General features: G+C 75.5%; 15 protein-coding genes. 10 read left to right on the forward strand and 5 right to left on the reverse strand.

The genetic code is table 11. From position 1 onward, the window contains the following. Positions 1-23: 23 nt before the first annotated feature. A complete protein-coding gene (locus ACFY0X_RS34195; RefSeq protein WP_387760410.1) occupies positions 24-1,484 on the reverse strand; it encodes an NCS2 family permease in 1,461 nt (486 codons plus the stop codon). A gap of 176 nt (positions 1,485-1,660) precedes the next feature. On the opposite strand from ACFY0X_RS34195, the gene ACFY0X_RS34200 reads away from it, so the two are divergent. Together ACFY0X_RS34200 and ACFY0X_RS34205 are read left to right on the forward strand one after the other, a co-directional pair. Further along, positions 1,661-1,975, forward strand: a complete 315-nt coding sequence (locus ACFY0X_RS34200; protein WP_387760411.1) for a DUF2530 domain-containing protein — start codon at positions 1,661-1,663, stop codon at positions 1,973-1,975. Positions 1,976-2,027: 52 nt separating this feature from the next. Further along, the gene (locus ACFY0X_RS34205) at positions 2,028-4,490 is read left to right on the forward strand and encodes an HAD-IC family P-type ATPase (RefSeq protein ID WP_387760412.1); all 2,463 of its coding nucleotides are present in this window, start codon (positions 2,028-2,030) and stop codon (positions 4,488-4,490) included. 69 nt (positions 4,491-4,559) lie between these two features. On the opposite strand, the gene ACFY0X_RS34210 is transcribed toward ACFY0X_RS34205, so the two are convergent. Then, complete coding sequence (locus tag ACFY0X_RS34210; protein WP_387760413.1) at positions 4,560-7,856, reverse strand: sacsin N-terminal ATP-binding-like domain-containing protein; 3,297 nt, start codon at positions 7,854-7,856, stop codon at positions 4,560-4,562. 274 nt (positions 7,857-8,130) lie between these two features. Continuing rightward, positions 8,131-9,012 (reverse strand): DUF3027 domain-containing protein, encoded by an 882-nt coding sequence (locus ACFY0X_RS34215; protein WP_387760453.1) that lies wholly within the window; start codon positions 9,010-9,012, stop codon positions 8,131-8,133. Positions 9,013-9,612: 600 nt separating this feature from the next. On the opposite strand from ACFY0X_RS34215, the gene ACFY0X_RS34220 reads away from it, so the two are divergent. The 4 genes from ACFY0X_RS34220 (at position 9,613) to ACFY0X_RS34235 (ending at position 13,224) form a co-directional block, all read left to right on the forward strand. After that, positions 9,613-10,968, forward strand: a complete 1,356-nt coding sequence (locus tag ACFY0X_RS34220; RefSeq protein ID WP_387760454.1) for an MFS transporter — start codon at positions 9,613-9,615, stop codon at positions 10,966-10,968. Between the two features lie 72 nt (positions 10,969-11,040). Continuing rightward, on the forward strand, positions 11,041-11,571 hold the full coding sequence (locus ACFY0X_RS34225) for a hypothetical protein (protein ID WP_387760414.1): 531 nt from the start codon (positions 11,041-11,043) through the stop codon (positions 11,569-11,571). Between the two features lie 10 nt (positions 11,572-11,581). Then, a complete protein-coding gene (locus ACFY0X_RS34230; protein WP_387760415.1) occupies positions 11,582-12,361 on the forward strand; it encodes a futalosine hydrolase in 780 nt (259 codons plus the stop codon). 11 nt (positions 12,362-12,372) lie between these two features. Then, positions 12,373-13,224, forward strand: a complete 852-nt coding sequence (locus tag ACFY0X_RS34235; protein ID WP_387760416.1) for a 1,4-dihydroxy-6-naphthoate synthase — start codon at positions 12,373-12,375, stop codon at positions 13,222-13,224. Between the two features lie 55 nt (positions 13,225-13,279). Here the strand turns inward: ACFY0X_RS34235 and ACFY0X_RS34240 are convergent, their stop codons facing one another. Then, positions 13,280-13,663 (reverse strand): cold-shock protein, encoded by a 384-nt coding sequence (locus tag ACFY0X_RS34240; protein WP_387760417.1) that lies wholly within the window; start codon positions 13,661-13,663, stop codon positions 13,280-13,282. A gap of 469 nt (positions 13,664-14,132) precedes the next feature. Between ACFY0X_RS34240 and ACFY0X_RS34245 the strand changes: the two genes are divergently transcribed. Beyond that, positions 14,133-14,372, forward strand: coding sequence for a hypothetical protein (locus ACFY0X_RS34245; RefSeq protein ID WP_387760418.1), 240 nt, complete (start codon positions 14,133-14,135; stop codon positions 14,370-14,372). A 28-nt stretch (positions 14,373-14,400) separates the two neighbouring features. Here the strand turns inward: ACFY0X_RS34245 and ACFY0X_RS34250 are convergent, their stop codons facing one another. Further along, a complete protein-coding gene (locus tag ACFY0X_RS34250; RefSeq protein ID WP_387760419.1) occupies positions 14,401-15,030 on the reverse strand; it encodes an HAD family hydrolase in 630 nt (209 codons plus the stop codon). A 99-nt stretch (positions 15,031-15,129) separates the two neighbouring features. Here ACFY0X_RS34250 and ACFY0X_RS34255 point away from each other — a divergent pair, with 99 nt between their 5' ends. From ACFY0X_RS34255 to ACFY0X_RS34265, 3 genes are read left to right on the forward strand one after another with little or no spacing between them, the layout of a single operon-like run. Further along, positions 15,130-16,158 (forward strand): FecCD family ABC transporter permease, encoded by a 1,029-nt coding sequence (locus ACFY0X_RS34255; RefSeq protein ID WP_387760420.1) that lies wholly within the window; start codon positions 15,130-15,132, stop codon positions 16,156-16,158. Continuing rightward, complete coding sequence (locus tag ACFY0X_RS34260; RefSeq protein WP_387760421.1) at positions 16,155-17,201, forward strand: FecCD family ABC transporter permease; 1,047 nt, start codon at positions 16,155-16,157, stop codon at positions 17,199-17,201. The genes ACFY0X_RS34255 and ACFY0X_RS34260 overlap by 4 nt, the downstream gene beginning before the upstream one ends. Further along, a complete protein-coding gene (locus ACFY0X_RS34265; RefSeq protein ID WP_387760422.1) occupies positions 17,201-18,019 on the forward strand; it encodes an ABC transporter ATP-binding protein in 819 nt (272 codons plus the stop codon). The genes ACFY0X_RS34260 and ACFY0X_RS34265 overlap by 1 nt, the downstream gene beginning before the upstream one ends. Positions 18,020-18,041: the final 22 nt, after the last annotated feature.

The following is an 18,041-nucleotide window of genomic DNA, read 5'->3' on the forward strand; positions in this document are numbered from 1 at the left end:
GGGCCACGGGCGGCCGTACGGCGTCAGAGCAGGCCGAAGGCCGGCATCAGGTAGTAGAAGGCGAACACCGCCGCCACCGCGTACATCGGGACGGGGACCCCGCGGCCGCGGCCGGCGGCCAGGCGCAGCACGCAGAAGGCGATGAAGCCCAGGCCGATGCCGTTGGTGATGCTGTAGGTGAACGGCATCATCACGATGGTCAGGAAGGCCGGGATCGCGATCGTGTAGTCGGCCCAGTCGATCTCCTTGATCGAGTTGGCCAGGATCAGGAAGCCGACGGTGATCAGGGCCGGGGTGGCGGCCTGGGCCGGGACCATGGTCGCGAGCGGGGTGAGGAAGAGCGCCACCACGAAGAGCAGGCCGGTGACGATCGAGGCGAAGCCGGTCCGGGCGCCCTCGCCGACGCCGGCGGTGGACTCGACGAAGCAGGTGTTGGCCGAGGCCGAGGTGGCGCCGCCGGCCGCGGTGGCGATGCCGTCGACCATCAGGACCTTGTTGATGCCGGGCAGGTCGCCGTTGCGGTCCAGCAGGTGGGCCTCGTCGGCCACGCCGAGGATGGTGCCCATCGCGTCGAAGAAGCACGACATCAGCACGGTGAAGACGAACAGCAGCCCGGTCAGCACGCCGACCTTCTCGAAGCCGCCGAACAGGCTGACCTTGCCGACCAGCCCGAAGTCCGGCGCGGAGACCGGGTTGCCGGGCCAGGTCGGGACGGTGAGGCCCCACTTGAGCGCCGGAACGTCGGCCACCTTGTCGATGATCGCGGCGAGCGCGGTGGAGACCGCGATGCTGATCAGGATGGCGCCGGGCACCTTGCGGATCAGCAGGATCAGGGTGAGCACCAGGCCGATCACGAAGATCAGCACCGGGAAGCCGAGCAGGTGTCCGTTGCCGCCGAGCTGGAGCGGGACGGTGGTGTGGGCGGCGTCCGGGATGCGGCTGACGAAGCCGGAGTCGACCAGGCCGACCAGGCTGATGAACAGGCCGATACCGATCGCGATGGCCTTGCGCAGGCCGAGCGGGACGGCGTTCATGACCCGCTCGCGCAGGCCGGTGGCGACCAGCAGCATGATCGCGAAACCGGCCAGCACGACCATGCCCATGGCGTCCGGCCAGGTCATCTTGGGGGCGAGCTGGAGCGCCACGATCGTGTTGACGCCGAGTCCGGCGGCCAGGCCGATCGGGACGTTGCCGATGACGCCCATCAGCAGGGTGGTGAGACCCGCGGTGAGGGCGGTGGCGGTGACCAGCTGACCGCTGTCCAGGTGGGCCCCGGTGACGTCCGTGCCGCTGGCCAGGATGATCGGGTTCAGCACCAGGATGTACGCCATGGTGAAGAAGGTGGCGACACCGCCGCGGATCTCGCGCGGCAGGGTGGAGCCGCGCTCGCTGATCCGGAAGAAGCGGTCGACGGCGCCGGTGGGGGGCTTGGGCGCGGCGTCGGCGGGTTCGGGCGACTCGGTGGTCGGCTGGACCACAGGCATGCGTGCGTCCTCTGTGGGGGAGCTGAGGAGAGGGAGGGGACGCCCGGGGCGACGGTGGCCGGGCGCAGATCTTTAAGTATGGTTTCCCGATCGCACACGCGCTATCTTCGCGCGTAGAGCCCGTACGGGGTCACGGCGCCCGCCCAGCCGCCCCACCGCACCGTACGCTAGGCCCCATGCCCAAGACGCCACTGCACCCCTCGCCCCCTCCGCTGGAGGCCAACGACGTCGCCATCGTCGGCGGCGGCACGGTGCTGTGGTTCGTGGCCTTCCTCGCCCTGCTCCCCTTCCAGGGCACCCTCTCCGAGCACGGCCACGGCACCTGGCCCTGGATCTGCCTCTCCGGCGGCCTGCTCGGCCTGATCGGCCTCTGGTACTGCCGCGCCCGGCGGGACGCGATCGCCCGCAGCCGCGCCGCCGGGGACACCGGACGGACCGTCGGACGGACGGCCGGGGACGACGGCCGGAACCAGGCCACCCGGTCGGACTGAATAGTCCTTTAGTAGCACGCATCGGACATAAGGCGCCCGTAGAGTCGGTGCCATGACGCAGCCTGCCCAGCCAGCGGAAGAGCGGCCGACCGACGGGGAACGGCCGGACGGAGCGCACCCCCTCGGCCTGCTGCCCGGCCGGCGCGGTGGCCTGACCGCCGCCGAGGTGGCCGAGCGGGTCGCGAAGGGCCAGGTCAACGACGTTCCGGTGCGGTCCAGCCGGTCCACCGGGGAGATCGTCCGGGCCAACGTCCTCACCCGCTTCAACGCGATCATCGGCGTGATGTTCGGGATCATCCTGGTCGTCGGTCCGATCCAGGACGGGCTGTTCGGCCTGGTCATCGTGGCCAACACGGCGATCGGCATCATCCAGGAACTGCGCGCCAAGAAGACCCTGGACAGCCTCGCCCTGATCGGCGAGGCCCGCCCGCAGGTCCGCCGGGACGGCTCCGCCCAGCAGGTCGGCGTCTCCGAGATCGTCCTCGACGACACCGTGCTGCTCGGCACCGGCGACAAGGTGATCGTGGACGGCGAGGTCACCGAGGCGGACGGGCTGGAGATCGACGAGTCGCTGCTCACCGGCGAACCCGACCCGGTCCTCAAGCAGCCCGGCGACCAGGTGATGTCCGGCAGCTTCGTGGTGGCCGGCGCCGGCGCCTTCACCGCCACCAAGGTCGGCCGCGAGGCCTACGCGGCCCGGCTCGCCGAGGAGGCCAGCAAGTTCACCCTGGTGAAGTCGGAGCTGCGCTCCGGCATCGACAGCATCCTGCGGATCATCACCTACCTGCTGGTCCCCACCGCCCTGGGCCTGATCATCAGCCAGCTGGCCGTCGAGGGCCGGGACTGGAAGGAGGCCGTCCGGCGCATGGTGGCCGGCATCGTGCCGATGGTCCCCGAGGGCCTGGTGCTGCTGACCTCGGTCGCCTTCGCGATCGGCGTGGTCCGGCTCGGCCGCAAGCAGTGCCTGGTCCAGGAGCTCCCCGCGATCGAGGGCCTGGCCCGGGTGGACACCGTCTGCCTGGACAAGACCGGCACCCTCACCGAGGGCGGCATGGACGTGGTCGACCTGCGGGTGCTCGCCGACGGGGAGCCCGCCGCCGTCACCCCGGAGACCGTCGAGCACGCGCTGGCCGTGATGGCCGGCGCCGACGCCCGCCCCAACCCGTCCATGCAGGCCGTCATCGACGCGTACGGGCGCGGCGACGGCGGTGCGGACGGCGCGCCGGGGAACGGCTGGCGGGTGATCGAGGCGATGCCCTTCTCCTCCGCCCGCAAGTGGAGCGGCGTGCAGCTGCTGGAGCCGCAGGGCGGCGAGGCCAGCTGGCTGCTCGGCGCGCCCGACGTGCTGCTGCCCGCCGGGCACCCGGCGCTGGCCGAGGTGGACGAACTGGGCGCCAAGGGCCTGCGGGTGCTGCTGCTGGGCCGCACCCCCGTCCCGCTGGACGCCCCCGACCCGGCGGCCGACCTCACCCCGCTCGCCCTGGTGGTACTCCAGCAGCGGCTGCGCTCGGACGCCGCGGAGACCCTGCGCTACTTCGAGAGCCAGCGGGTCCGGGCCAAGGTCATCTCCGGCGACGCGGCGGTCTCGGTCGGCGCGGTGGCCGGCCACCTGGGCCTGCCCGGCGCCGACCACCCGCTGGACGCCCGCAGCCTGCCCGCCGACCCGGAGGAGCTCGCCGACACCGCCGACCGGACCAGCGTCTTCGGCCGGGTCACCCCGCAGCAGAAGCGCCGGCTGGTCGGGGCCCTGCAGTCCCGCGGCCACACCGTGGCGATGACCGGCGACGGCGTCAACGACGTGCTCGCGCTCAAGGACGCCGACATCGGCGTGGCGATGGGCACCGGCTCCGACGCCACCAAGGCGGTCGCCCAGATCGTGCTGCTGAACGACTCCTTCGCCTCCCTGCCCTCGGTGGTGGCCGAGGGCCGCCGGGTGATCGGCAACATCGAGCGGGTCGCTTCGCTCTTCCTGGTGAAGACCGTCTACTCGGTGCTGCTGGCGCTGCTGGTGATCTTCACCCACTCGCCGTACCCGTTCCTGCCCCGGCACTCCACCGTGCTGTCCTCGCTGACCATCGGCATCCCGGCGTTCTTCCTCGCGCTCGCCCCCAACAACGAGCGGGCCCGCACCGGCTTCGTGAAGCGCGTGCTGCGCCTCGCGATCCCCGGCGGCGCCATCGCCGGCACCGGCACCTTCGTCGCCTACACCCTCGCCCGCACCGACCACGCGACCGACCTCACGGCCGACACCAGCGTGGCCACCCTGACGCTCTTCCTGATCGCCGTCTGGGTGCTCGCCATCGTCGCCCGCCCGTACAACTGGTGGCGCCTGCTGCTGATCGGCACCATGGGCGGCGCCTTCGCCCTGGTCCTGCTGGTCCCCCCGCTGAAGAGCTTCTTCGACCTCTCCCTGGTGGGCTTCCGCGACCCCCTGACGGGCGTCGCCATCGCGGTGGTCTGCGGCATCGCGCTGGAGGTCGCCTGGGCCTGGATGAAGCGCCGCGGGTACGAGTGACGTGCCCGGCGGGGACGCGCCGGGCCGACTCGGCCCGCTGACGCCCGCGGCGCCTCAGCCGCGGACCGCTCAGCCCTCGAAGTCGCGGGCGGCGGAGAGCTCGTAGGCGCGGTCCGGCTCGCTGAGGGCGGCCAGCACCTCGAAGCGGCGGTGCCACTGCCCGACCGACCAGGCCAGCCCCGCGGCGAGGCCCTCCGGGGTGGCCGCGTGCAGCAGGCCGGACACCGGCGGGACCTCGAACTCGTCGTCCTCGTCGCCGGCCTCGGCCAGCTCCGGGTCGTACGGCGGCTCCGGGGTGTCCGCCCCGGTGTCCCAGCGCCAGTCCACCGCCGCCTCGGCGCCGTCCGGCCCGACGACCAGCAGCTCCTCGTGCTCCTCGTAGGCGACCGGGCAGCCGGGCAGCAGCTCCCGCACCACCGCCGGGACCCGGTGCAGCGCGCCCTCGGAGAGCACCCGGCCGCCCGCCACCTCGCTGGCCAGCGACACGTGCAGCCGCTCGGCGAGGTCGGCGGCCAGCGCCGGGGCGACCGGCAGCAGCGGGTACGGGTGCAGCAGCTGGACCAGGTCCGGGGCGTCGGCGACGACCGCCTCGGTGGCGTCCACCACCACGGTGTGGTCCGGCCGGCGCCCGGTGGCCGGGTCCAGCGGCGGCAGCGCCCGCACCACGTCCAGCGGCTCGATCCGCTCGCGGTCCACCCGGGCCAGCGCGGTGTGGATGCCGTGCAGCTGGCGGTGGCCGACCTCGGCGGCCGGGTCGGTCATCCGGTCCAGCACCTCGTCCGGCCCGTGCGGCTCGGCGAGCAGCGCGGCCAGCGTGGTGCGCACCCCGAGCGCGTGCAGGAACCGGTCGTCCAGGGTGGTGCGGGCCTCGTCGTACAGGCCGCGCAGCAACGGGTCGGCGCCGGCGGCGCGCAGGCCGGCCGGCTCCCGGCCCGCCAGCACCGGGTGGTCGCGCAGCCACCACGCGGTGTACGGCGGCAGGTCGGCGTACGAGCCGTCCGGCAGCAGGGTGCGCACCGGGTTGACGACGGCGTCCCGGTACGGCGGGCGGGCCAGGGCGGCGAGCGCCTCCGGCCAGGCGTCGTCGTCCACCAGGTCGAGGTCGCGCACCGCCAGCAGTTCGGCGGCCACCGGCGGGACACCGACCGCCTCGTCGGCCTGCAGCGCCTCCAGCGCGTCCTCGGCCCACTCGGCGAGCCCGTCCGGCGCCTCGTCCAGCAGGCCGGTGGGGTGGCCGCCGGCCGCGCGGTCGGCCGGGACGGTGGGGTCCAGCCGCTCCAGGTCGTCCGGGTCGAGCACCACGTCCTCGGCGCGCACCAGCACGAAGTCGGCCAGCACGCCGACGGCGGCGAGCACCTCCGGCCCCCAGCGCTCCAGCAGCTCGTCGTCCACCCAGCCGGCGTCCTCCTCGCGGGCGAGCGCGGCGAACGGGCTTCCGGGCAGGACGAGTTCGCCGGCCCGGGCGGGCTCGCCCTCGTCGTCGAGCAGCGCCAGCCGGGCCAGCCAGGGGTGGGCGCCCGGCTCGGCGGCGGCGGCCTTCACCAACGCCAGGACGGCGTCGGCCAGTTCGAGCGCCGCGTCGAGGTCGTCCTCGGCCAGCTCGTAGGAGCGGGCGACGGCGGCCCGCACCTCGGGGGTGTCCAGCACCCCGGCCGGGGTGGCGGTGCCTGCGCCGAGCTTGGCCAGCAGCGGGTGGGCGGCCTCGGGGTGGGCCAGCCGCAGGTCGAGTGCGGCGAGCGCGCCCGCGAGCGACCCGGGGTAGCCGGGGAAGGCCGCCCAGTCGGCGTCCTCGGAGGGCAGCAGCACGCGCCGCGGCCCGGTGACCGTCCGCCCGTCGGCGAGCGGGACGGGCAGCGCGCCGAGCGCCTCCGGGTCGGCCGCGCCGAGCGCCGCGTACAGGTTGCGCCACCAGGCGGGCTCGCGGTCCAGGCCGCCGAGCTGGTCCACCACCTCGGCCAGCGGCACCCGGCGCACGTTCAGCACCCGCAGCTCGGTGCGGCGCTCCAGGCCGGCCGGCAGCAGCCCGGGGAAGATCGGCGCGAGCGCCTCGACCACCGAGCCGTCCGCGCCCTCCAGCAGCGTCGCGTCGCGGGGCCGCAGCGCGGGCGTGCCCTGCTCGACCGGCGCCGGGTGCGGCAGGAACGGCGTGCCGGGCAGCCGGGAGAGCACCGCGGCGCGCAGCGCGTTGTCCAGCGCGCCCTGGCCGAGCGGGGCCGGGACGAGGCCGAGCGAGCCGAGGTCGGCGCCGCGGGCGCGCAGCAGGTCGGCGTAGCTGTCGGCGGCCCGCTCGGTGAGGAAGTCGGCCAGCGGGCCGGGCGCGACGTGCCGGCGGGTGGAGTCCAGCGGGTACGAGGCGATCAGCAGCGCGGGCAGGCCGACCGGCTCGTCGCTGGGGGTGGGCGCGTGCAGCACCGAGGCGATCCCGGGCCGCTGCGGGGCGCCGTCCGGGCCGACCGGGACGGCCCAGGTCACCGTCCAGTACGGGCGGGCGCGCTCCTCGGTGGGCCGGTCGGCCAGCAGCTCGGCGGCGAGCGTGCCGGAGGCGCCGGCGGTCTGCCAGACCGTCTGCCGCAGCCCGCCGCCCGCGTCGTCGGTGACGGTGACCTCGGTGACCCCGTCCGGGCGGGTCTCGGCGGCGGCCCGGGTGAGCGTGCGGGTGCCGTCCGGGGTCTCCACCACGACCTCGCGCAGGCCCGGCAGGGTGAGCAGCAGCGCGTCGTCGATCCCGGCCAGCAGACGGCGGGTCAGGTCCTCGGCGGCGGCGTCCCGCAGCGGCAGCACGACCACCGTGTCGTAGCCGTCCGGGGCCGGGCCCTCGGCGGCGAACGGCAGCCGCAGCAGCGGCACGTGGCCGTCCCGGCGGCGCAGTTCGTCGGCCAGCTCGGGCTGGGCCCCGGCCAGCGCCCGGGCCTCGCCGAGCGACCAGCGCACCCCGCCGGAGGCGCTCAGCACGGCGGGCTCGTCGGTGACCGCGAGGACGGCGGCGAAGCCGACCCCGAACCGGCCGACGGCGGGCTCCTCGCCGCGCTTGGAGGACGCGCGCAGGGTGGACAGCGACTCGACGGCGGCCGCGTCCAGCGGGGCGCCGGTGTTGGCGGCGGCGAGCACGCCGTCGGCGAGGGTCAGCCGCAGCCGGCCGGGACCGTGGCCGGCCCGCACCGCGGCGTCGGCCGCGTTCTGCGCCAACTCGACCACCAGGCGGTCCCGGTAGCCGCCGAGCGCCAGCTCCTCCTCGGCGTTGGCGTCCTCCCGGAACCGGGCCGGCGAGGCGGCCCAGGCGTCCAGCACCCGCCGCCGCAGCGCGGCGCTCCCGAAGGGGTCCGCGAGGTGCTCGTCCGTGCCGCTGCCGATGATCCGAGGTTCCACTGGACCTGCCGCCTTCCGCTGCCCTGTTCGTCGTAGGGCATTCTTCCCTGCCCGGGCACCCCCGACGGACCACGGGCGCCCGCTGCCTATGCTGAGGCCCGAGTTCCGGCCGGTGAGGGGGAGGGCACGTGGTCTCCGACGGTTCCTGGTACGTCCTGGTCGAACGCGACCGCGCCGCCCCGCCCGGGCGCGGGCTGTTCGGCCGCCGCTGAGCCCGGGAACGCCGACGGCCCGCCCCGGTTCGTCGCCGGGGCGGGCCGTGCGGCCCGGGGCCTCAGGAGTGGCCGAGCTCCTCGGCCGGGGCGTCGGGTTCGACGGAGCCGGAGGCGCGGTCGGGGTGCAGCGGGAGCGGCTCGACCACCAGCTCGTCCAGGATCAGCTCGGACGGCGCCGGCGGGGCCGGGATGACGGCCGCCTCGGAGTGCCCGCCGCAGCCGTACGCGAAGGAGACGATCTGGCCGTCGGCCGGGCCGAACTCGTTGCCGCACACGCCGAACGCCTGCCCGAGCGAGCCGCCGATCGGGACCAGGAAGCCGCAGCTCGCGCACGAGGCCGGCGCGGCCTGCGCCATCGGGGTGTGCGGGCCGTGGACCTTCTCCCAGCGCTCGGCGGCCAGGTGCAGGCCGAGCCGGGAGAGCACCCGGCTGCGGCCCAGGCCCAGCTCCTCGGCGACGGCGTCGATCCGGGCGCGGGCCGGGGCGGGCTGGACGTGCGGGTCGGTGACGACGAGGTCCTCGTCGTCCACCAGGGCGACCGCGGAGTTCGGCGCGGGCTCGTCCTCGCCGGTCCAGCCGGGCTCCAGCCGCAGGTCGTCGGCACCGGTGGGCAGCAGGTCGCCCGGGCCCATGTCGCCGGGGCGCAGCCGGTCGCTCCACGGCACCCACTGCGGGGCGAGGATCGCGTCGGGGCCGGGCAGCAGCACGACCTCGTCCAGGGTGACGTTCTTGGCGCGCGGCGCACGCGCGACGGTGACCGCCCAGTGCCAGCCCCGGTACGCCGCGTCAAGGCACTCGAAGGTGTGGGTGACGACGCGGTCGGCGTCCGCCTGGACACCCAGGTGCGGCCCGACGGCCTCCGCACCGACGGCCTCCTCGGCGGCCTGGCGGGCGAGTTCGACGGCCTCGGCACAGAGCCGGTCGGGGGTACGGCTTCGCATCGCAGCACTCACGGCGTCGATTCTCTCCCAGTTCTTCTGTCGCCCACGGCGTGTTGCCTGATCCGTCGCGGCTCGGTGTCCCTCGTCCATTCTGCGCGACCCGGAGCCCCCTCGGGTACCGGCCGCGCCGCTCGACCGGCCTGCCGGCGCCCCGGCGCCCCGGCGGGTCGACCTTGGGGCAGGCTACCCGCCGGTCGGTGCCCCGGCACAGTCCGGGGCGGACACGGCCGTCCCCGGGCCGCGCCGAGCGGAGCCCGGTCCCGCGTCGGCTCGGCGATTCTGGGGCAGGATGGGCTTGTGGCGGACCACGACCCGTCGCAGCACGCACTCCGCGCCCCGCAGGCCGGCAGCCCCGACCAGGCGGACGCCGTGCCGCGACAGCAGCCCCCGGTCCCCGGCGCGGGCGAACCGCGGCCGGCGGACGGCGCCGGGGCGCCCTCCGGGCCCGTCGACCTCTCCAAGACCGGGGCCTCCGCCGGCCCCGCGGGCCCGCCCGGGCCCGCGGCCCCCGCCGTCCCCGTCGCCCCCGGCCGGGCCGGGCAGGAGCCGCACGAGGACGACGACGAGGACGGGGGCGAGGCCCCCGAGCCCCGCCGGAACATCCTGGTCCGCGCCGCCTCCGCCGTCGGCTCCCGCACCGGCAAGGTGGTGCACGGCACCGGCCGGCGGATCCGCCGGGCCACCGCCGCCGAGGGCGCGGGCGAGTCCGGCCTCGCGAAGCTGATCGAGCTGCACGCGCTCAACTCCTTCGGCGACATGCTGATCACCGTCGCACTGGCGTCCACCATCTTCTTCTCGGTGCCGACCGGCGAGGCCCGCGGCCGGGTCGCGCTCTACCTGCTGATCACGATGGCCCCGTTCGCCCTGCTGGCCCCGGTGATCGGCCCGCTGCTGGACCGCCTGCCGCACGGCCGCCGGGCGGCCATGGCGATGGCCATGCTGGCCCGGGCGGTGCTGGCCTGGACGATGGCCGGGGTGATCGTCGGCGGCGGCATCGCGCTCTACCCGGAGGCGCTCGGCGTGCTGGTCGCGTCCAAGGCGTACGGCGTGGTGCGCAGCGTGGTGGTGCCCCGGCTGCTGCCGAGCCGGCTGTCCCTGGTGAAGGCGAACTCCCGGGTGACCCTGGCCGGGCTGCTGGCCACCGGCGTGGCGGCCGCGGTGGGCGGGCTGCTGCACCTGATCGGGCCCGGCTGGCCGCTGCGCGGCGCCTTCCTGGTGTTCGTGGTCGGCACCCTGATGGCCTTCCACCTGCCGCCGGCGGTGGACTCGGCGAAGGGCGAGCAGCGCGCCGTCCTGCACGCCGAGGTGCACGGCGAGGGCTCGCACCTGATCCACCACCGGCCGCCGCCGGTCAAGGCCTCGCTGCGCACGGTCGGCCCCTCGGTGATCCTGGCGCTGCGGGCGATGTCGGCGATGAAGTGGCTGGTCGGCTTCCTGGTGATGTTCCTGGCCTTCCTGCTGCGGGAGGAGCCGGTCGGCGGGCTGCGGCCGACGGTGGCGCTGGGCCTGGTGGCGCTGGCGGCCGGGACGGGCAACGCGCTGGGTTCGGTGCTCGGCTCCTGGCTGCGCACCCGCGGCCCGGAGGCGACGGTCACCGCGATGCTGCTGCTGGCGACCTGCGTGACGGCGGCGACCGCGCTCTGGTACGGCGTGGTGACGGTGGTGCTGGTCGCCGGGGTGGCCGGGATGGCGGCCTCGCTGGGCAAGCTGGCGCTGGACGCGCTGATCCAGCGGGACGTCCCGGAGGCGGTGCGGACCTCGGCGTTCGCCCGCTCGGAGACCCTGATGCAGCTGTCCTGGGTGGCCGGCGGGGCGGTCGGCATCCTGCTGCCGCTGAACGGGAAGCTGGGCCTGTCGATCGCCGCCGGGGTGGTCGGCCTGATGCTGCTGTGGACGCTCCGCTCGCTCTTCCGGGTGGGCCTGCGGCGGCACCCGACGGCGCCCCGGGTGGCCTGATCGGGGCGGGCGGCAACACGCGGCGGCGACCCCCGCGTCGCGTGATCGGCCAGGCCCGGTAGATTCTGACGCATGAGCCTCAATTCCCGTGTCATCGCCGCCCTCGGCGCCGTCGTCGTGGTCGGCGCCGCCACGGTGGGCACCTCCGTCGCCATCGCCGCCGACCAGACCGAGCACAGCTCCCACCGGGCCACCCTCACGGTCGGCAACTCCTCGGTCGAGACGGACCCGCTGTGCTGGAACGGCGGCAACCCGATCACCGAGGACCTCCAGCAGGAGTGCCAGGACAAGGCCACCGAGGCCCTCAAGAACGGCACGCTGCCCACCTCCGACGTGGTGGCGAGCGACCGGGTCGGCGTCGGGGTCTCCCCGAACGTGGCCGAGACCGGCTGGTGGGCGTTCACCAACGGCGGCTCGACCGGCCAGGGCGGCCGCTTCAGCCTGTTCTCGTACGCCAAGGGCCCGACCTGGTCGGGTTCCCAGCAGGCCAACAAGGTGCTGAACGCCAGCGGCAAGACCCTGGTCACCGTGGTCGAGGGCGACAAGAACTCGGACAACCCGATCGCCGTCTGGTACTTCCAGCTGAACACCCAGGACAGCTGACGGTCCCGCGATGACCGCGCCCGCCGTCACCGACGGCCCCGACGAGCGGTCGGGCCCCGCCCGGGCCCGGCTGCTCGTCGTCGTCGCGGTGGCCGCCGAGGCCGAGGCGGTGCTGCGCGGCCTGCCCGGCGGGTCCGCCGCGCTGCCGCTGCCCGGCGGCACCCTGCACCGCGCCGAGCAGGCGCCGGTGGACGTGCTGGCCGCCGGGGTCGGCCCGGCCGCCGCCGCTGCCGCCGCCTCCGCCGCGCTGGCGGCCCACCCGTACGCGCTGGCCGTCTCGGCCGGGATCGCCGGCGGTTTCGTCCCGCTCGCCCCGGTCGGCGCCACCGTGCTGGCCGACGCGATCGTGGCCGCGGACCTCGGCGCCGAGACCCCGGAGGGCTTCGCCGACGTCACCGAGCTGGGCTTCGGCACCGTCCGGCACACCCCGCCGCCGGCCGCCGTCGCGCTGGTCGCGCGGGCGCTGGCCGGCCCGGACCTGGCCGTCGGCCCGGTGCTGACCGTCTCCACCGTCACCGGCAGCGCCGAGCGGGCCGCCGAGCTGGCGGCCCGCCACCCGGGCGCCGTCGCCGAGGCGATGGAGGGCTTCGGCGTGGCCGAGGCCGCCGCCCGGTACGGCGTGCCGGCCCTCGAACTGCGCACCGTGTCCAATCCGGTGGGCCCGCGCGACCGGGCCGCCTGGCGGATCGGCGAGGCGCTGGCCGCCCTGGAGCGGGCCTTCGCCGCGCTGCCCGTCCACGAACTGCCCGGGCTGGTCGCCGCCACCGGCCGCGCGGCACGAACCGACTGAGGAGGCCGGCCGTGGCTGAACGGCTGAGCATCGCGTACTCGCCCTGCCCGAACGACACCTTCGTGTTCCACGCCTGGGCGCACGGCCTGGTGCCCGGCGCGGACGCCCCCGAGGTGACCTTCGCCGACATCGACGTCACCAACGGCCGGGCCGAACGCGGCGAACTGGACGTGCTGAAGATCAGCTACGGCGCGCTGCCGTGGGTCCTGGAGGAGTACGCCCTGCTGCCCTGCGGCGGTGCGCTGGGCCGCGGCTGCGGGCCGCTGGTGCTCACCCTGCCGGGCGTGGACTCCCCCGCCGACCTGGCCGGGAAGACCGTCGCGGTGCCCTCCGAGCGCTCCACCGCCTACCTGCTGTTCCGGCTCTGGGCGGCGAAGGCGGTGCCGGGCGGCTTCGGCGAGATCGTCGTGCTGCCGTTCCACGAGATCATGCCCGCCGTCCGGGACGGCCGGGTGGACGCCGGCCTGGTGATCCACGAGGCCCGCTTCACGTACCGGCAGTACGGCCTGCACAGCCTGGCCGACATGGGCGAGGCCTGGGAGCGGGAGACCGGCCTGCCGATCCCGCTGGGCGCGATCGTCGCCCGGCGCTCGCTCGGCGCCGAGCGGCTGCGGGCGATCGCCGACACGATCCGCGCCTCCGTGCGGCAGGCCTGGGCGGATCCGGCGGCGAGCCGCGGGTACGTGCTGGCGCACGCCCAGGAGATGGACCTGGACGTCGCCGAGCAGCACATCGGGCTGTACGTCACCGAGTTCACCGAGGACCTCGGCGAGGAGGGCTACGCGGCCGTCCGCGCACTGCTCACCCGGGCCGCCGCGGAGGGGCTGGTGCCCCCGCTCGACCCGGGTGCGCTCGCGTTCTAGCCGCCGGTTCCGGCCCGCTGTCCCGGCGGCTGGCTCCGGCTCCGGCTCCGGCCGGTCAGATGTCGAACTGGTCGGCCACCGCGCGCAGCAGGCCGGCCAGCTTCTGGCCGGTCGGCTTGGCGGGGTAGCGCCCGCGCTGGAGGCCGGGCAGCACCGAGTCCAGCGTGGTGATCAGGTCCTGGACGATCGGCGCCATGTCGTCGGCGCTCCGGCGCTGGGCGGCGGCCACCGAGGGCAGCGCCTCCAGCAGCTGCACGGCCATCGCCTGGTCCCCGCGGTGCCCGGCGACCACGCCGAACTCGACCCGCTGGCCCGGCTTCAGCGACGTGACACCGTCGGGCAGCGCCTTGGTGTGGACGAAGACGTCGCCGCCGTCGTCGCGCGACAGGAAGCCGAAGCCCTTCGTCTCGTTGAACCACTTGACCTGGCCGGTGGGCATCTCGAACAGTCCTCGAATGGGTGTGAGGGATCCCGGCCCTGGCCGGGGATCACTGGGTGGTGGGAAAAGCGTCCGACCTCGGGTCGGCGCCCGTGGGCGCTCATGGTCGGCACGCGGTCAGGAGCAGACTAACGGCCCGTCACTGCCTCATCCGCGTTCCGCGAGGGAACCGCGTTCCGAGGCCCGGTCGGGGCGGCGGGAGCGGGATCTCGCGGTCACGGGCGACCCGGCACTGGCACGGCCGGGGCGCGGCTCCGCGCAGTCCATCGGCTCACACCCCCGGGTCTGAGGACGCGGGACGCACCTGTAGCGCCCCTCGGCACCCCGTGCATACCCCCGCTCAACAGGGATCAAAACGTTCAGCTGCCGGGAAACTGCGCAACGTGACCGGCCCGCTCCGGCCGACGGCTCCGGCGGCCGCTCTGCCAGACTGGGGGCAGTCCCCACCGGTCCCGAGGAGTGAGCAGACGTGAGCAGCCAGAGCGCCGAGCCCGGCGACGTGTACGTCAAGGCCGGGGCGATCGTCTTCGGTCTCGGCGCACTCGCCACCCTGGTCACCTTCGTCCCGCTGTTCCTGCACCTGACGCCCCTGCCGACGGCCGCGTACTGGCTGAGCATGCTGATGCCGGCCGGCTTCCTGGCCGCGCTGACCGGGCTGCTGCTCAACGCCCGGGCCCAGCGCCGCCGGACCGGGCCCGTCGGGTCCTGAGGGCCCGCCGCGGGCCCGGGGAGGGCCCCTAGAGGGCGGCCAGGTGCCCGGCGAGCCAGTCGGGGAAGGCGTTGAGGTCGTCCAGCACCACGTCCGCGCCCGCCTCGCGCAGCTCGTCCGCGCTGTACGGGCCGGTGGGCACGCAGACCGCGACGGCGTCCGCGTGCCGGGCTCCCCGGATGTCGCCCAGGTGGTCGCCGACGTAGACGGTCGCGCCGTGCTCGCGCAGCGCCTCGCCCTTGGTCTCCGCCCACAGGTCGCCGATCACGGTGTCCGCGACCAGCCCGGCGTGCTCCAGGTGGAGGCGGGCGTTCGGCTCGTACTTGCCGGTGATCACCGCGACCCGGCCGCCGTGGGCGCGGACCGCCTCGACGGCGGCGTACGCGCCGGGCAGGGCCGTGGTCGGGGCGAAGGCGTGGTCGCGGTAGAGCTCGCGGTAGCGGGTGACGGCCCGCTCCACCTCGGCCTCCGGGAACCAGTTGCGGATCTCGTCCGCCAGCGGCGGACCGAGCCGGGTGACCACCAGGTCGGCGTCGATGCGGGTGCCGGTCTCGGCGGAGAGCGCCAGGTAGGTGGCGCGGATACCCGGCCGGGTGTCCAGCAGCGTCATGTCGAGGTCGAAGCCGACGGTGAGCTGAGCGGGGGAGGTCTCGGGCATGCCGTCAGGCTACCCAACGGGTGTCGCGCAGGACGAGGCAATTTGCCCGGGCTCCGGAGCTGAACTTAGGTTTGCCTCAGTTGTCTCCGGAGAGGGCCCATGAACACCAGCGCACCGCCCGGCACGCCCCGCGCGCCGCGGCGCCGAATACCGTGGCTCGCCGCCGCCCTCGCCGTGCTGGCCGCCGCGGTGCTGCTGAGCCTGGCGGTCGGCAGCCGGACCGTCCCGTTCGGCGACACCCTCGACGCCCTGCTGCACGGCGGCGACACCGCCGACGCCGTGGTGGTCCGCGAGCTGCGGGTCCCGCGCACGGTCGTCGGGCTGGCCGTCGGAGCGGCGCTCGGCCTGGCCGGGGCCGTCATGCAGGGCCTGACCCGCAACCCGATCGCCGACCCCGGCATCCTCGGCGTCTCCCAGGGCGCGGCGGCCGGCGTGGTGGTCGCCATCTCCGGCTTCGGCGTCTCCACCCTCACCGGCTACGTCTGGTTCGGCTTCGCCGGCGCGGTGGTCGCCACCGTGCTGGTGTACGGGCTCGCCGGCCGCGGCCGGGGCGGCGCCACGCCGATCAAGCTGGCGCTGGCCGGCTCGGCGATGTCCGCGTTCATCGCCTCGCTCAACACCCTGGTGCTGACCACCGACGCGGTCACCATGGACCAGTTCCGCTTCTGGCACGTCGGCTCGCTCTCCGGGCGGACCGCGGACGTGGCCTGGCAGCTGCTGCCGTTCCTGGCCGTCGGCACGGTGCTGGTGGTCGCGGTGGCGCGCGGGCTGGACGCCCTGGCGCTCGGCGACGACACCGCGAAGGGGCTGGGCGCCAGGACCGGCCTGGTCCGGGCGGTCGGCGCGCTCGGCGCGACCGTCCTGACCGGCTCGGCGGTGGCGGCGGCCGGTCCGATCGCCTTCGTCGGCCTCGCCGTCCCGCACGCGGCCCGCGCGGTGGCCGGCGCCGACCACCGCTGGATCCTCGCCTTCTCCGCCGTCCTCGGCCCGGCACTGCTGCTGCTCGCCGACACCCTCGGCCGGGTGCTGTTCCCGCCGTCCGAGGTCCCGGCGGGCGTGATGACGGCGCTGGTCGGCGTCCCGGTGCTGGTGGCCCTGGTCCGCCGCCGGAAGGTGGTGGCGGCATGACCTCGGTGTCGCTGCGCGGCTACTCGGCCGTCCGGGCCGGGCGGGCGTCGTTCCTGGTGCACCGGCGCTCGGTGGCCGTCGCCGTCGGCCTGCTGGCGGCCCTGGCGGCGACCGCGGTGGCCGCGCTCTGCCTGGGCGAGTCCACCGTCGCGCCGGGCGAGGTGGTCAAGGTGGTGCTCGGGCGGCCGAGCCCGCACGAGCTGGTGGTCGGCGAGTTCCGGCTGCCCCGGGTGGTGGTCGGGCTGCTGGTCGGCCTGGCGCTCGGGCTGGCCGGCGCGCTGGTCCAGACCGTCGCCCGCAACCCGCTGGCCAGCCCCGACGTGGTGGGCGTGACCTGGGGCGCGACCGCCACCGTGGTCGGCCTGATGGCGTACGGCGTGGTCGGCTCGACCGGCGAGGCCCCGTACGCGGCGGTGGCCGGCGGCCTGCTGGCCGGGCTGCTGGTGTACGCGCTGGCCTGGCGGCGCGGCCTGCACGCGCAGCGCTTCGTGCTGATCGGCATCGGCATCAGCGTCGCACTGTCCTCCCTGACCTCCGTCTTCCTCACCAAGGGCGACGGCTTCCAGGCCCAGGCCGCCAAGGTCTGGATGACCGGCAGCCTGAACGGCGCCGGCTACGACCAGGCCGGCCGGCTCGCCTGGGTGCTGGTCGCCGCCCTGCCGGTCGCGCTGTGGGCCGCCCGGGCCCAGCGGTCGATCTCCTTCGACGACGCCACCGCCGTGGGCCTGGGCCTGCGCCTGGACCGGATCCGCCTCGGCATGGCGCTGCTGGGCATCGTGCTGGCCTCGTGCGCGGCCGGGGCCGCCGGGCCGGTCGACTTCGTCGCGCTGATGGCGCCGCAGATCGCGCTGCGGCTGGCCCGCTCGGCGCAGGTCCCGCTGTTCTGCTCGGCGCTGACCGGCGCGCTGGTGGTCGTCCTCGCCGACCTGGTCGCCCGGCGGCTGCTGGCTCCGACGGAGCTGCCGGTGGGCGTGGTGACCGGCATGGTCGGCGCGCCGTACCTGATGTGGCTGCTGATCCGTTCCCGCCGTGGAGGTTCCTGATGTCCGATCACCGCCTGGAGGCCCGGGGCCTCACCCTGGCCTACGAGGCGCGCACGGTCGTCGAGGGCCTGGACGTGGCCGTTCCGGACGGGCGGGTGACGGTGATCGTCGGCCCGAACGCGTGCGGCAAGTCGACCCTGCTGCGGGCCCTCGGCCGGCTGCTGAAGCCGGTCCGGGGCGCGGTGCTGCTGGACGGCGAGGAGCTGGCGCGGATCCCGACCAAGCGGATCGCCCAGCGGCTCGGCCTGCTGCCGCAGTCGCCGACCGCCCCCGAGGGCATCTCGGTGGCGGACCTGGTCGCCCGCGGCCGCCAGCCGCACCAGAGCTGGTGGCAGCAGTGGTCGCCGGAGGACGAGGCGGCGGTCGCGGAGGCGCTGGAGCGCACCTCCACCGCCGACCTGGCCGAGCGGAGCATGGACGAGCTGTCCGGCGGCCAGCGCCAGCGCGCCTGGATCGCGATGGCGCTCGCCCAGGGCACCGACATCCTGCTGCTGGACGAGCCGACCACCTACCTGGACATCGCGCACCAGGTGGAGGTGCTGGACCTGGTCCGCCGGCTGAACGTCGAGCGCGGCCGGACCGTCGTCGCGGTGCTGCACGACCTCAACCAGGCCGCCCGGTACGCGGACCACCTGGTGGCGATGCGGGACGGCCGGGTGGTGGCGCAGGGCGCGCCCGGAGACGTGGTGACCGCCGAACTGGTCCGGGAGGTGTTCGGGCTGGACTCGGTGGTCGTGCCGGACCCGGTGACCGGCACGCCGCTGGTCGTCCCGGGCGCTCCCTGGGCGGCGCTCACCCCCGGCGGCACCCACGCTTGACGGCGCTTCAGCTGTCATTTCG

Source organism: Kitasatospora sp. NPDC001547, from assembly GCF_042894165.1.
In the GTDB taxonomy this organism is placed as follows: Bacteria; Actinomycetota; Actinomycetes; order Streptomycetales; family Streptomycetaceae; genus Kitasatospora.

What these genes read in the sequence shown, in the direction of transcription:
- ACFY0X_RS34195 (WP_387760410.1), bottom strand. Translation starts at nt 1,484, where the DNA reads ATGCCTGTGGTCCAGCCGACCACCGAGTCGCCCGAACCCGCCGACGCC.
- ACFY0X_RS34225 (WP_387760414.1), top strand. Translation starts at nt 11,041, where the DNA reads ATGAGCCTCAATTCCCGTGTCATCGCCGCCCTCGGCGCCGTCGTCGTG.
- ACFY0X_RS34240 (WP_387760417.1), bottom strand. Translation starts at nt 13,663, where the DNA reads ATGCCCACCGGCCAGGTCAAGTGGTTCAACGAGACGAAGGGCTTCGGC.
- ACFY0X_RS34260 (WP_387760421.1), top strand. Translation starts at nt 16,155, where the DNA reads ATGACCTCGGTGTCGCTGCGCGGCTACTCGGCCGTCCGGGCCGGGCGG.
- ACFY0X_RS34200 (WP_387760411.1), top strand. Translation starts at nt 1,661, where the DNA reads ATGCCCAAGACGCCACTGCACCCCTCGCCCCCTCCGCTGGAGGCCAAC.
- ACFY0X_RS34215 (WP_387760453.1), bottom strand. Translation starts at nt 9,012, where the DNA reads ATGCGAAGCCGTACCCCCGACCGGCTCTGTGCCGAGGCCGTCGAACTC.
- ACFY0X_RS34265 (WP_387760422.1), top strand. Translation starts at nt 17,201, where the DNA reads ATGTCCGATCACCGCCTGGAGGCCCGGGGCCTCACCCTGGCCTACGAG.
- ACFY0X_RS34205 (WP_387760412.1), top strand. Translation starts at nt 2,028, where the DNA reads ATGACGCAGCCTGCCCAGCCAGCGGAAGAGCGGCCGACCGACGGGGAA.
- ACFY0X_RS34255 (WP_387760420.1), top strand. Translation starts at nt 15,130, where the DNA reads ATGAACACCAGCGCACCGCCCGGCACGCCCCGCGCGCCGCGGCGCCGA.
- ACFY0X_RS34230 (WP_387760415.1), top strand. Translation starts at nt 11,582, where the DNA reads ATGACCGCGCCCGCCGTCACCGACGGCCCCGACGAGCGGTCGGGCCCC.
- ACFY0X_RS34250 (WP_387760419.1), bottom strand. Translation starts at nt 15,030, where the DNA reads ATGCCCGAGACCTCCCCCGCTCAGCTCACCGTCGGCTTCGACCTCGAC.